This window comes from Ruegeria sp. H6, assembly GCF_056532975.1.
Genome location: NZ_JBQFOA010000007.1, coordinates 166,237 through 180,103 on the forward strand (window position 1 = coordinate 166,237; position 13,867 = coordinate 180,103).

Annotated in this window: 8 protein-coding genes and 1 pseudogene; 3 read left to right on the plus strand and 6 right to left on the minus strand. The window is 60.0% G+C overall.

The window, feature by feature from the left end:
* Positions 1-124 precede the first annotated feature (124 nt).
* From der to ACR0AG_RS13935, 3 genes are read right to left on the minus strand one after another with little or no spacing between them, the layout of a single operon-like run.
* Complete coding sequence (der, locus tag ACR0AG_RS13925; RefSeq protein ID WP_480839869.1) at positions 125-1,588, minus strand: ribosome biogenesis GTPase Der; 1,464 nt, start codon at positions 1,586-1,588, stop codon at positions 125-127.
* A 48-nt stretch (positions 1,589-1,636) separates the two neighbouring features.
* Entirely contained in the window at positions 1,637-2,959 is a 1,323-nt protein-coding gene (locus ACR0AG_RS13930) for a PQQ-like beta-propeller repeat protein (protein ID WP_480839845.1), read from the minus strand.
* A gap of 40 nt (positions 2,960-2,999) precedes the next feature.
* A complete protein-coding gene (locus ACR0AG_RS13935; RefSeq protein ID WP_480839847.1) occupies positions 3,000-3,671 on the minus strand; it encodes a hypothetical protein in 672 nt (223 codons plus the stop codon).
* 224 nt (positions 3,672-3,895) lie between these two features.
* Between ACR0AG_RS13935 and ACR0AG_RS13940 the strand changes: the two are divergent.
* Positions 3,896-5,126 (plus strand): annotated as a pseudogene (locus ACR0AG_RS13940) (efflux RND transporter periplasmic adaptor subunit).
* Entirely contained in the window at positions 5,123-8,899 is a 3,777-nt protein-coding gene (locus tag ACR0AG_RS13945; protein ID WP_480839849.1) for an efflux RND transporter permease subunit, read from the plus strand. The pseudogene ACR0AG_RS13940 and the gene ACR0AG_RS13945 overlap by 4 nt, the downstream one beginning before the upstream one ends.
* Positions 8,900-8,942: 43 nt before the next feature.
* Here ACR0AG_RS13945 and ACR0AG_RS13950 read toward each other — a convergent pair whose 3' ends face one another.
* Positions 8,943-10,766 (minus strand): ABCB family ABC transporter ATP-binding protein/permease, encoded by a 1,824-nt coding sequence (locus ACR0AG_RS13950; RefSeq protein WP_480839851.1) that lies wholly within the window; start codon positions 10,764-10,766, stop codon positions 8,943-8,945.
* 61 nt (positions 10,767-10,827) lie between these two features.
* Positions 10,828-12,207: a LysM peptidoglycan-binding domain-containing protein gene (locus ACR0AG_RS13955; protein ID WP_480839853.1), complete on the minus strand. Its 1,380-nt coding sequence runs from the start codon at positions 12,205-12,207 to the stop codon at positions 10,828-10,830.
* A gap of 126 nt (positions 12,208-12,333) precedes the next feature.
* Here ACR0AG_RS13955 and ACR0AG_RS13960 point away from each other — a divergent pair, with 126 nt between their 5' ends.
* A complete protein-coding gene (locus ACR0AG_RS13960) occupies positions 12,334-12,885 on the plus strand; it encodes an LOG family protein (protein WP_480839855.1) in 552 nt (183 codons plus the stop codon).
* Positions 12,886-12,933: 48 nt separating this feature from the next.
* Here ACR0AG_RS13960 and ACR0AG_RS13965 read toward each other — a convergent pair whose 3' ends face one another.
* Positions 12,934-13,386, minus strand: coding sequence for a host attachment family protein (locus ACR0AG_RS13965; RefSeq protein WP_480839857.1), 453 nt, complete (start codon positions 13,384-13,386; stop codon positions 12,934-12,936).
* Between the last annotated feature and the right edge of the window lie 481 nt (positions 13,387-13,867).

Consider the following 13,867-nt stretch of genomic DNA (forward strand, 5'->3'; position numbering starts at 1 on the left):
TTTCGCTCGCTAAGGCGGAAATACCGCGTGGCAGCGCGTGCAAACAGATGCACGCAACGGAATGCTAACGCGATCAATAAGGGCTGTCACGCCCCGAGGGCAAAAACGCTGCGAATTGGCGCAGTTACGCGCGGCCCTTGAGATGTTTGGCCAAAGCGCCCGCGTTTTTCTTGCGACGGCCCTTGTAGGGGTTTTTGTCTCCTTGCCCGCGCAGGGTCAGGCGGATGGGCGTTCCGGGCATGTCAAAATCTTCGCGCAGGCCATTGACCAGATACCGGCTATAGCTTTCAGGCATCTTGTCAGGGTGTGAACACATCACCACAAATCCAGGCGGGCGGGTTTTGGCCTGCGTCATATACCGCAACTTGATCCTGCGACCTTGCGGAGCTGGTGGCGGGTGTTGTTCCAGCATTGCGGTCAGCCAGCGATTCAGCGCAGCGGTTGGCACCCGACGGTTCCAGACATCATGGGCCCGCAGGATGGCCGCGCGCAGACGTTCCAGCCCTCGCCCCGTTTTGGCAGAAACCGTGATCAGGGGGGCACCGCGCAGCTGCGGCAAAAGGCGCTCGAACGATTCTTTCAGATCGCGCAGCTTTTCCTGTTTGCTGTCTTCGATATCCCACTTGTTCACCGCGACGACCACGGCGCGACCCTCGCGTTCAGCCAGGTCAGCGATACGCAGGTCTTGCTGCTCGAACGGGATCGCGGCATCCAGAAGAACCACGACAACCTCCGCGAATTTCACCGCGCGCAGGCCGTCAGATACGGACAGTTTTTCCAGCTTTTCCTGAACCTTGGCCTTTTTACGCATCCCCGCCGTGTCAAAGATACGCATCGGCGTGCTTTCGCCCTCGGGCGAGGCCCAATCAACACGCAGGCTGATCGCGTCGCGCGTGATCCCGGCCTCGGGGCCGGTCAGCAAGCGATCTTCGCCCATGATCTTGTTGATCAGCGTGGATTTGCCCGCATTCGGACGACCCACAACCGCCACCTGCAGCGGTTTGGCGTCAGAGATCAGAGGTGCTTCGCCCTCACCCTCTTCATCCAGTTCGATATCGGTTTGCGGCGCGTCATCGACCGCCTGTTCCTCGGCTGCGTCCGCCAATGGCATCAGTTGCGCGTAAAGGTCGGTCATCCCCTCGCCATGCTCACCGGACAGGCGCACCGGTTCACCCAGACCAAGGTTATAGGCCTCAAGCACGCCCGCGTCGGCGGCGTTGCCTTCGGCTTTGTTGGCGGCCAGAATCACATGTTTCGAACGCTTGCGAAGGATTTCGGCAAAAATCTCATCCGTCGGCGTCAGCCCGGTGCGCGCGTCGATCATGAACAGACACACATCGGCCATATCCACCGCACGCTCGGTCAGGCGACGCATCCGCCCTTGAAGACTGTCGTCGGTGGCATCCTCAAGCCCGGCTGTATCGATCACAGTAAAGCGCAAATCGCCCAGACGCCCTTCGCCTTCGCGCAGGTCGCGTGTCACCCCGGGCTGGTCGTCGACCAGGGCCAGGCGTTTGCCGACAAGGCGATTGAACAGGGTGGATTTGCCCACATTCGGGCGCCCCACGATGGCGAGGGTCAGCGACATTGATTCAACTTTCAAGACTCAAGATGCGCCCTTTAGCGCATCTTTTGGTCAACGGAAAGCGTGCAGTTCACCCTTGGTCGAAACCACATAAAGGGTTTGGCCTGCCACAACCGGCGCGGTGGTCGCACCGCCCGGCACCTCAACCCGGTGCACAAGCGTTCCATCAACCGGATTGAAGAAGCGCAGATATCCGTCATTTGATGCAATCACGATGCGACCACCGGCCATGATCGGGCCATAATGCGCCACGATCGGGCCGCGGCTGCGCGGCTTGTCTTTGACGAACCCAGGCAGGTCCTGCGCCCAGACGACGGAACCATCCGATGCATCCAGACGAACCAGCTGGCTGCGGTCGCTGATCAGGAAGATGCTGTTGCCCACGGGCCAGACCGTGTCGGATGCGCCTTCCAGCGCGGTCCAGTTCCGCTCACCCGTATCAACATCAAAGGCGACCGTCCGGCCGGAGTGATTGCCGATATAGATCGTGTCGCCCGACACCATCGGGCCGCCGGTCACGTCAACGATCAGCGCAGCCGCACGACCGCGCCGTCCGCCAGCCACTGAGGCGTTCCAGCGGCGGATACCGCCCTGTTTGAACGACGCCGTCACATCGCCAGAGCCAAAGGCAAACACGGCAAACTGATCCGCCAGAACCGGCGCCGGTGCACCAAGCACATTGCCGACGCTGGGCGTCGCCTCTAGCTGCCAGGCGATCCGGCCATCCTTGGTGTTCACGGCCCAACCGGTTTCATCACCCGCCACGACATAGAGCAATCCGCCACTGACCAACGGGGCACCGCTGCCGGTCGCATTCAGCCGTTTCTGCCAGCGCACCGCCCCTGTCTTGGCGTCCAATGCGGTCAATCGGCCAAAACCGGACGAGACATAAAGAACGCCCTCGGAATAAGCCAGGCCACCGCCCGTCGCATCCTCGTCCTTTTCGTTGGGCGGGATCAGGTCCGTGGTCCAGGCAAGCTGACCCTGAAGGGTGGTGGCCGCGACATTGGCACCGGAATCAAGCGTAAAGATCAAACCGCCCGCCACAACGGGGTCTGCGGTGATCCGCTGCTTGCGACTGTCGCCCTTGCCGATGGATTCAGACCAGATGTGCTGCGGAGTGGCACTCAACGCGGCATTTGTGGTTCGGAAAGCCTGCGTGCCCGGGCTCTGGGGCCAACTGGCGTTTCGGGCTTGGGCCGGAACGCTGATCGGCTGCGTGCCGCGAACAACGACGGATTCGTTGTCTTCGGACGGGCGAATATCCTCGCGCTCGCCGGGCAGGATTACCTCGGGCTCTTCACAGGCGCTCAGCGCAAGAAGAGACAACGCCGCAGCGGTCAAACCAAATCGCGAAAAATGTCGTGTAACCATAATGCCCTGAACCCGCCTGAAATCCTGTTATCCTTGGGTTTTACCCCTGTTGCGCCGCAACCGGTTCGGGCGTTCCACCCAATGCGATGATCAGCTGCGCTGCCCGTTGCTGCAGGTCGACACTTGCCTCGGCGTCCTGACGCAAACTTTGCAGGCGGTCCAATGCGGCCTGGGTTTCCCCCTCGGCGACGTCGATCAGCGCCAACTGCTCTTCCGCCAACAGCCGCAGGGGCGCACCGGGTGCGGCCAACGCCTCGAATTGCTGGCGGCGATCGCTTGCCGGCAACGTATCCGTTTGCAGCAACAGCGCCTTAAAGCTTGCAATTGCGCGGTAGATCTCGGGCAGGTCTCCCTGCACGGCGATAGAGTTCAGGCTGTTGACCGCTTCTTCGTTTGTTCCTGCGTCAACCTGCGAGGCGGAAAGCAGCATGTTCAAAACCGCGTCACCGCCCGGCGACTGCCCCTCGACCGCGGCCAGACTTGCGGCGCGCTCGTCCGAGCCGTTCTCTTGCAATGCCGCCAGGATTGAATCACCCAAGGCCTCGGCCTGACTGGCATCGCGCGCCTTGCGGTATTCGTTGAAAGCCGCGCCGCCAACAATCGCGACAACGGCAACGACACCAACCCAGCCCCAACGCCGCAAAAGCAGGTACATGCGGTCGCGGCGCACTTCTTCGGTGACCTCATCAATAAAACTGTCGACGTCGCTCATTCCTGCCCCCAGGCCTCTGTCATGTATTCTGGCGTCATGTCTTACCCCGGTGCTCGGGCCAAGCCAAGTGTTGGATTCCACTGATTTGCCGCGACAGTTCCAACCCTTGCCTAAAAAACTAAACCGAACTATTCAGTTTAGTATGGACAAGCCGGTCGCCCGACACCATTTCATTGCATGACCGCCAAATTCGGGTCGGCTTATAGAATCTAGAGAGGCTTCACATGCGTTTGATCTCGATCGTCAACGCCGTTTTAGTCGTTATCGCGTTGTATTTCCTTGTTTTTGAGCGCGATTCCCTGTTCGCTTTTGCCGGGCGTGGGGAAGATGAAACAGCCAAGGCAACCGAAGGTGCCGAGGCTGAAACAACCGCGACTCAGGATTCGATTGGCGTGGTTGTTTTCCGCTCAACTGCCCGCGAAATCGGCAGCGCCGTGCAATTGCGCGGGCAAACCACCGCCAATCGGCAGGTGGAAGTCCTGGCTGAAACAACCTCGACCGTGGTGTCGGAACCCAAACGCAAAGGCGCATTTGTCGAAGCAGGCGATCTGCTGTGCGAGCTGGATCCGGGCACCCGCCCTGCCAGCCGCGCCGAGGCGCTGGCGGGCAAGCTTGAAGCCGAAAGCCGCATCCCCGAGGCCGAAGCCCGTCTGGAAGAAGCCCATGCGCTGGTTGCCGAGGCCGCGATAAACCTCAAAGCGGCCAATCGGTTGTCAGAAAGCGGATTTGGCTCGGAAACGCGTCGGATTTCCAGCGAAGCCGCCATGAGCTCTGCCGAAGCAGGCGTAAAATCTGCCGAAGCCGGTCTTGAGGCCACGCAGGCAGGGATCGAGGCCGCAACCGCCGCGGTCGCCGCCGCCAACCGCGAAATGGATCGCCTGACCATCGAAGCGCCATTCAAAGGCCTTTTGGAAAGCGATACCGCCGAACTGGGCAGTCTAATGCAACCCGGGTCGCTCTGCGCGACCGTCATTCAGCTGGACCCCCATCAAGCTGGTCGGCTTTGTGCCCGAGACCGAGGTGAACCGGATCATCGTAGGCTCAATGGCACAAGCGCAACTGGTGACAGGATTGCAGGTCGAGGGTCGTGTGACGTTCCTCAGCCGGTCTGCTGACGAAACCACCCGCACTTTCGAAGTCGAGATTACGGTTCCCAACCCCGAACTGCTGATCCGCGATGGCCAGACGGCGAACATCCAGATCGCCGCCGAGGGCGTCAAAGCGCATCTGCTGCCGCAATCGGCGCTGACCCTGAACAATGAAGGCCAGTTGGGTGTGCGCACCGTTGGCACGGGTAATATCGTGGACTTTGCCGCCATTCAGCTGCTGCGTGACACCAACGAAGGTGTCTGGGTCGGTGGCTTGCCTGAGACTGCCGATGTCATTGTCGTCGGGCAGGAATTTGTGACACGCGGCGTGACCGTTGCGCCCACCTATCGGGAAGCTTCGCAATGACGGGCATCGTCAGTTGGGCCGCAGGCCGCGCCAGAATGGTTCTGGCGTTCATCGCGATCTCACTTGTAGTGGGTGGCTTTGCCTATGTCAGCCTGCCGAAAGAGGGTGAACCAGACATCGACATTCCGATGCTGTTCGTCTCGGTTCAGTTTCCGGGCATTTCGGCTGAGGACAGCGAAAGCCTGCTGATCAAGCCGATGGAAACCGAGATGGCCGATCTCGACGGGCTGGACAAAATGACCGCCACCGCCGCCGAGAACTATGCCGGTATCCTGATGGAGTTCGAGTTCGGCTGGGACAAGTCCGCCACCATCGCCGATGTGCGCGATGCGATGAACACGGCTCAGGCCGATTTCCCGGACGGTGCCGAGCAATACACCATCACCGAGATCAACTTTTCCGAATTCCCGATCGTCATCGTCAACCTGACCGGCGCGGTGCCTGAACGCACAATGGCGCGCATCGCCAAGGACCTGCAGGACGAAATCGAAACGCTCGATTCCGTGCTGGAGGCCGGGATAGCTGGCGATCGAGACGAGATGCTAGAGGTCGTGATCGACCCTCTGCGGCTTGAGGCATATAACGTCACCGCCGACGAGTTGATCAATGTGGTTCAGAACAACAACCAGTTGATCGCGGCTGGTGAGGTCGAGACGGAACAGGGCACCTTCTCGGTCAAAATCCCCTCGTCTTTCAAGACCGCGCAGGATGTTTATGCGCTGCCCATCAAGGTCAATGGCGACCGGGTTGTGACCTTGGGTGAACTGGCCCAGATCAACTACACGTTCGAGGACCGCGCAGGCACTGCCCGGTTCGACGGTGAGGCGACGGTTGCCTTGCAGGTCGTCAAACGGAAGGGTTTCAACCTGATCGACACGGTTGCCCAGGTCAAGGAAACAGTCGAGGAAGCGCGCTCCAAGTGGCCCCCCGAATTGCAGGCGGCAATTGATGTCGGCACCTCCAACGACCAAAGCCGCATCGTCGATTCCATGGTGCGACAATTGGAAGGCTCGGTCCTGACCGCCATCGCCCTGGTGATGATCGTTGTGTTGGCTGCACTCGGTACACGGGCCGCGCTGCTGGTGGGTTTTGCGATCCCGACGTCGTTCCTGCTGTGTTTCGCGTTCCTGGCGATGATCGGCGTCACGATTTCGAACATGGTGATGTTCGGGCTGATCCTTGCCGTGGGTATGCTGGTCGACGGGGCCATCGTTGTGGTGGAATACGCCGACAAGCGCATCAAGGAAGGTGTCGGCCCGATGCACGCCTATGTCGAGGCGGCGCAGCGGATGTTCTGGCCGATTGTCTCATCCACCGCCACCACGCTCTGTGCGTTCCTGCCGATGCTGTTCTGGCCGGGCGTTCCGGGCGAGTTCATGAAGATGCTGCCGATCACGCTGATCTTTGTGCTTTCGGCATCTTTGGTTGTCGCCCTGATCTACCTGCCGGTCATGGGCGGCGTTTCCGGGCGCCTCAGCCGGGTCTTTGACCGCACATCCGACTGGCTGCGTGCCAGAACACCCTGGTGGGTGCGTGCGGTGATGGTGCCGCCTGTGCTGTACCTGATGTTCCTGGGTGCGATGCAGATGGTGAACCCAAGCTATCTGATGCCCGGATCGGGCATTACCGGCGTCATCTTTGGTGCGATACTGTTGATGCTGGGGGCGTTTGGCGGGTCCATCACCCTTAGCGCCGCCAAGATCGAGCGGGCCCCGGCCGAACGGGTTCAAACCGCCCGAGAGCATACGATCTTTGGCTATGTCACGAAGTTTCTGGTCGGCAACCCGATCATGCCCATCGTGTCGATCCTGGCGGTTGGTTTCGCTGTGGTCAGCGTGATGACCGCGTTCGGCAACAACAACCGCGGCGTCGAATTCTTTGTCGAGACCGAGCCGGAACAGGCCACCGCCTATGTCCGGGCGCGCGGGAATCTGTCGCTGATGGAAAAGGATGCGATGGTGCTGGCGGCCGAGCAAGTAATCGGCGCGCATCCGGCCGTGATCAACGTCTTCTCTTTTGCTGGCGAAGGCGGGCTGAACCAGAACACCGGCGGTGCCGAAGCACCGGCCGATACGGTCGGACGGGTCCAGTTCGAGATCATCCCGTGGGAGGATCGCCCCGTCGTGTCCGAACCCATTGTCGGCGGGCTGTTTGATCGCCAGATCATTGCACCCGAATATGACGGAAACTATGTGCTGGACGAGCTGACCGCAGAACTGGCAAAATTGCCTGGCATCATCGTCGATCTGCAACCGTTGGAACAGGGCCCCGCCTCGGCCAAGCCCGTTCACCTGCGTATCAAAGGCGACAATTGGGAAGAGCTGACCAACGCCACCCTCTCTGCCCGCGAGGTGTTTGATCAGACCCCCGGCTTGATCAAGATTGAAGATTCGCTGCCGTTGCCCGGCATCGACTGGCAGATCGACGTGGACGTCGCCAAGGCTGGTCGGTTTGGTGCAAACGTGGCAACGGTTGGCGCGATGGTTCAGCTGGTCACGCGCGGCATCCTGCTGGGCGAAATGCGCCCCGACAGCACGGATGAAGAGATCGAGATCCGCGTGCGCCTGCCCGATGAAGATCGGGTCCTGTCCACCCTCGATACGCTCAAGGTGCGGACGCCGGATGGGCTGGTGCCGCTGTCGAATTTCGTAACGCGCCAGCCGGTCGCCAAACTGGCCGAGATCAACCGCGTCGATCAGGAACGCTATTTCGACGTGAAAGCGGATGTTGAGGCCGGCCTCAGCAAAGCTTACATCGAAGGCCCCGATGGCACGCAGCAAAGGCTGGCCCTGCTGCGGGAAGTGACCGAAGGTTCGGAACCAGCAGGAGCCACCTTTGACGGTCCCAATGGCAAGAGCCTTGAGCTGGTTCAACTGACCGGCGATAGCTCGGTCGATGACCTGCGCACAGCATTTGATGAAGGTGACCTCCAGTTCGGGCTGATCAATCCCAACGAACGCATCGCGGTGCTGACCGAGTGGCTGAACACCGACCCCTTCCCCGGCACGATCAGTTGGGAATGGACTGGCGACCAGGAAGAACAGGCCGAATCCGGTGCGTTCCTGGCAAATGCCTTCCTGGGTGCGCTGGGGTTGATGTTCGTCATCCTGCTGGCGCAGTTCAACAGCTTCTACAATTCGGTTCTGGTGCTTCTGGCGGTTGTGCTTTCGACCACCGGGGTGCTGATCGGGATGTTGGTGATGGAGCAGCCTTTCTCGATCATCATGACCGGCACCGGGATTGTGGCGTTGGCAGGGATCGTGGTGAACAACAACATTGTTCTGATCGACACCTATCAGGAATACAGCCGCTATATGCCGCGGATCGAGGCAATTATCCGCACCGCCGAGGCCCGTATCCGCCCGGTTCTGCTGACCACGCTGACCACCATGGCTGGCCTGACCCCGATGATGTTTGGTCTCTCGCTTGATTTCATCAATGGCGGGTATTCCATCGACAGCCCAACGGCGCTTTGGTGGAAACAGCTGGCGACGGCAGTTGTGTTCGGGTTGGGCATCGCGACGGTCCTGACACTGATCGTGACGCCATCGTTTCTGGCGCTGCGTGTCTGGGTCACCACCTATGCCATCTGGCTGGGCCAAGTGCTGGCGCGCCTGACATCCGGCCGAAGCAGCCAGATCGCGAAGGACATGAAAATCGGACGCTCTGCCCGCGACATGCAAACGACCGAGATCATGTGGGCTGATGGCGATGAACCAGCGCCGGATCATCAGGGTCACCCGCCCGGGGCGCCCTTGAAGGCGGCAGAGTAAGCAACGAAGGGCCGGTTCGACCGGCCCTTTTTGCATCAATCACTCATGCGGCCTGATCGTCCGCTTGCTGGCGGCTCCACAACTGCGCGTAGCGGCCCTGTTTTTTGAGCAGTTCGTCATGCGTGCCCTGCTCGATGATCTCACCACTCTCCAACACGACGATCTGGTCAGCTTCGGCAATTGTGCTGAGGCGGTGTGCGATGGTGATGACTGTGCGGCCTTCACCCGCGTGGGCCAGGGCGTCTTTGATATCCTGCTCGGTATCGGTATCGAGGGCCGAGGTTGCCTCGTCCAGCAGCAGGATCGGCGGGTTCTTGAGCAAAGTCCGGGCAATGCCGACGCGTTGTTTCTCACCGCCCGACAGTTTCAGCCCCCGTTCGCCGACCGTGGTGTCGTAGCCTTCGGGCAAACTGTTGATGAAGTCGTGAATCTGGGCCGCCTTGGCCGCTGCTTCCACATCCTCCTGCGTTGAGCCATCCCGGCCATAGGCGATGTTGTAGCGGATCGTGTCGTTGAACAGCACCGTGTCCTGCGGCACCACACCAATGGCCGCATGCAGGCTGGATTGGGTGACATCACGTACATCCTGCCCGTCGATCTTCAGCGCCCCGCCAGTCACGTCGTAGAACCGGAACAGCAACCGGCCAATGGTGGACTTCCCCGACCCCGTCGCACCGACAATGGCAACCGTCTGACCGGCGGGAACGGTCAGGGACACACCCCGCAGGATTTCGCGGTCCGCCTCATAGCCAAAGCGCACATCTTCTAGCGTGATTTCGCCGCCATTGACCTTGAGGTTCGGCGCGCAGGCCTTGTCGCTGACCTCGGCAGGTTGTTCGAGCAGGTCGAACATCTGCCCCATATCGACCAGAGATTGCCGGATCTCACGATACACCGTGCCAAGGAAGTTCAAGGGCACGGTGATCTGGATCATGTATGCGTTCACCATGACGAAATCGCCAACAGTCAGGGTGCCGTTCTGCACGCCAATGGCCGCCAGAACCATGACACCGATCAGGCCACAGGTGATCAGCAAGGATTGCCCGAAATTCAGAAAGGCCAGCGAATAGGCCGTTTTCAGCGCGGCGCCTGCGTAGGCTTTCATCGAACTGTCATAGCGCTCGGCCTCGCGCGTTTCGGCATTGAAATATTTGACCGTTTCAAAGTTCAACAGGCTGTCGATGGCGCGTTGATTGGCCTCGGTGTCCTGATCGTTCATCTCGCGCCGCAGTTTCACGCGCCACTCGGTCACGGCGAAGGTGAACCAAATGTAAAGCGCGATGGTCACGGCCACGACGACCAGATACCAGACGTCAAACAGCCACATCAGGATGATCGCCACCATCAGCAGTTCCAAAATCAAAGGACCGATGGAAAACAGCAGGAACCGCAGCAGAAACTCGACCCCTTTGACGCCCCGTTCGATAATCCGGCTGAGGCCACCGGTGCGCCGCGTCACATGATACCGCATCGATAGCTGGTGAATATGCTGAAAGGTCTCAAGCGCCAGCGCCCGCAGGGCCCGTTGACCGACCGGCGCAAACAGCGCGTCGCGCAATTGCTGAAAACCCACCGTCATCATGCGGGCCACGCCATAGGCCACGGTCAACCCGACGGCGCCCAAGGCAAGTGGCGGAACCCCTTCGCCCGCCAGACTGTCGACGGCGCCCTTGTAGAGGATCGGAGTATATACTGCGATCAGCTTGGCCAGGACCAGCATCGCCAGGGCAAAGACAACGCGGCGTTTTACCCATGGCTCATCATCGGGCCACAGATATGGCGACACCTTGCGGATCGTGCGCCAGCCCGACCGGTGTTCATCCGGTTCTGGAATATCATCCGATTGCGTCCGAGAAGATCGTCTCATCACGTACCTTAACTGCGGTCAGAGAGGGAACCCCGGCCCAAAACGGGCCAGAGACAAGAGTTTATTGGGGTACCGTGAAGATCTGCCCAGGATATATCAGGTCGGGATCACGAATAGCATCGCGGTTCGCCTCAAACAGTTTGACATACAGCACCCCGTCGCCAAACCGTTCGCGCGATATGGCCCAAAGGGTATCGCCCTTTTGCACGGTGACCGAGCGGATCGTCGGCGCATCCGTGGTTGATCCATTCGATTGCGCCGCCTCAGCCGCCCGCAGCGTTTCAATCGGCTCGCGCTTGAACGGGGTTTCCAAACGGCTGACCACCGTTCCTTCCGGTGACACCTCATCCACGCGCAGTGTGTAGACGCCTGGATCGATCCCTTCGATCTCACCGCGCCACTGGCCGTCGCTTTCGGGTTCAAGGTCAGCAATCAAAGTGTTGTCCAGATACAGGCGCACGGACGAGTCGTCTTGCGCCCTACCCGTCAGCTCGACCTCGCCTTGATCGGAATACCCAATTGTGTCCAGCGCAACCTGTCCCGGAGGTGTGGTGCTGACAGCCGGGGGCTGTACAAGTTCGACACCCTCATCCCCTGAGCGGATGATCGCAACCTGCTGTCCGCTGTCCTGTTGCGGCGCTTCTTCTTCGACTTGCTCCGCCTCGGGTGCCGGGTCCGCGATTGCAATCTCTTCTTGCGGGGTCGCATCCGCCCGCGACGTCTCGGTTGGTGCCTCGGTATCGGTCGAAGCGATCTCTGCCTCGTCGACCTGCCCCTCATCCGTCGCCGGGGCCGGTGCGTTCTGTGTAGCCTCAGCCACAATCGGGGCTTCGGGCTCCGGCTCGGGTGCGGGCGCGGGCTCCGGCAAAGCCGCAATCAGATAGTCATCCGATTTGATCGGCTGATCCGAGCCCGGAGTTTCCAACACCAAACCGCGTGCGTCATTCGAAAACGGGATCGACACGAACTCGGCAAACTGACCGCTGTCGTCTACGGTAAAGCTGTGGATCGTCTCACCATCCAGAACGATGTTGACCTGTTCGCCCGGGTGGGCCGTTCCGGACAAAACCGCGTTGCCGTCTGGCTCAACAAAAATCTGATCCAGGTTTGGCGCTGCAATCGCCGGCGCTGATTCGGGCTGGGGTTCGGGCTCAGGTTCAGAGGCCTGTTCTTCCGCAACATCTTCGGACGCCGGTTCCGGCGCAGCGTCCGGCTCAGGCTCCTCTTTTGGCGTTTCGGTCACGACCGCCTGATCCTGTTGCGGCGCTTCCTCTGCCGGTGCAACCGCCGCTGTTTCCGGTTCAGCCTGTGGCGCGGGTTCCGGCGCCGCACCGAAAAGCCCAAAAAAGTACATCACGCCTGCGCCGATCACGGCGACGAGACCCGCAACCAGCCCCCAGACAAAGGTTCCCGAGCTTCCGCTTCCCGATTTGGCGTTCATTCTTTTCCTTTCGCTCCGCCCTGCAAACACCCGGAGTGGCAGGTATTCCATCAGGCGGTTGAGCCAACCTATCAATCCCGCTATCAGGGGTCAAAACCTCTGACACAAGCCCGGAGACCCCCTTTGATGTCCCAGAAATCTGTCTGTGTGTATTGCGGGTCACGCAATGGCGCGAATCCGGCCTATGCCAAGGCAGCCGAGCGGTTCGGTGCGCTGCTTGCCAAGGAAGGCTGGCGGTTGGTCTACGGTGCGGGGGATGTGGGCCTGATGGGCGCGGTTGCCCGATCCGCGCAGACCGCCGGAGGTGACACATTCGGGGTCATTCCCGTACATCTGCTGCAACGCGAAGTCGGGAAAACCGATCTGACCCGGTTTATCGTGACCGAAACGATGCACGAGCGCAAAAAGGTCATGATCATGAACGCCGATGCGGTGGTCGTGCTGCCAGGCGGGCCCGGATCGCTGGATGAGCTGTTCGAGGCACTGACATGGCGCCAGTTGGGCCTGCATGACAAACCCATTCTGGTGATGAATGTCGAAGGCTATTGGCACGGGTTGAAAACCCTGCTGGATCAGGTGATCGATCAGGGTTTTGCCGATACTTCGCTGGGCGATTTCATTACCTGGGTCGACGGCCCCGAAACGGCAATGGCCGAACTGCGTGGTTTTCTGGCCTAAAATGAATCTGCGGGCCGCGTGTGCCGCCCGCAAATTTGCCGCCTCGGTTTAGGCAGGCTTGGCCATGCGGGCTTTCAGCACCGCCTCGACCTTGTGCAGTGGATGGTTGGTCAGGGTCTTGTCGACTTCGGCCACCACTTTGGACAGCACTTCCGAGTGCAAGCGCCGGCGCAATAGTCCCAGAACATGGGGGCTTGCAACCAAAACCAGCCGCTGAAACGCGCCTTTCAGGCCTTTTTTGTTCAAAAGGTTGGCCACATCCTGAACAAAGAGGGATTTTGCATGCGTTTTCCAAGACCCTTCCGAAACCGCAGATTTCTGGTTCGGCCCGGTATCATAACGCCGCCCGGCCCGATCTGACGGCTTCATCGGCGCGCTGTCCTGTTCTTCGACGGATACGATCACAAGATTGGGGTCCTGCGCATCCGTGATATTCTCCATCACCAACGCCTTTTCGCCGTCTGCGATAATGACCCAAGTTCCCTGTTCAAGTGCTGCCATAGTGGTCTCCTGTACCGGTTAACTCTTGTTATCCCTCGGCTCCGGGCACAACTTTCGCGACGCGCGCCGAGCTATGTTCGGTGCGCAGCGGTGTTACTAATCAAGTATTTGGCGGATTTCTCCCTCCCGCATACTATAGCTAGGTATTGCGCGGGGCCGTACAATAGGTCTCAATCCGAAAGTTGAAGCGTCGGCAGGTTTTCTCTTGCGGTGAAGCGGTAGCATCGCCTCTGTTTGTACGCGAATTCCAAGGTCAGCTACGCGGACAAAGCTGACAACCACACACATCAGTGCAACACGCAGAAAGTTCTTTGATTGCGAAAACCCGAAGTTCCAGTAGGATGCAAGGCGCTGAATTGCTGAGGAGCCGAAATGAAACGCTTGTTTCCTTCGATGCCCGAAGACGCAAACCTGAGCCACGTCTATCGTGCGTTCCCTGAAAAGCTTGCGCCTTTAGCTGAGTATCAAAACCGGGTCATGC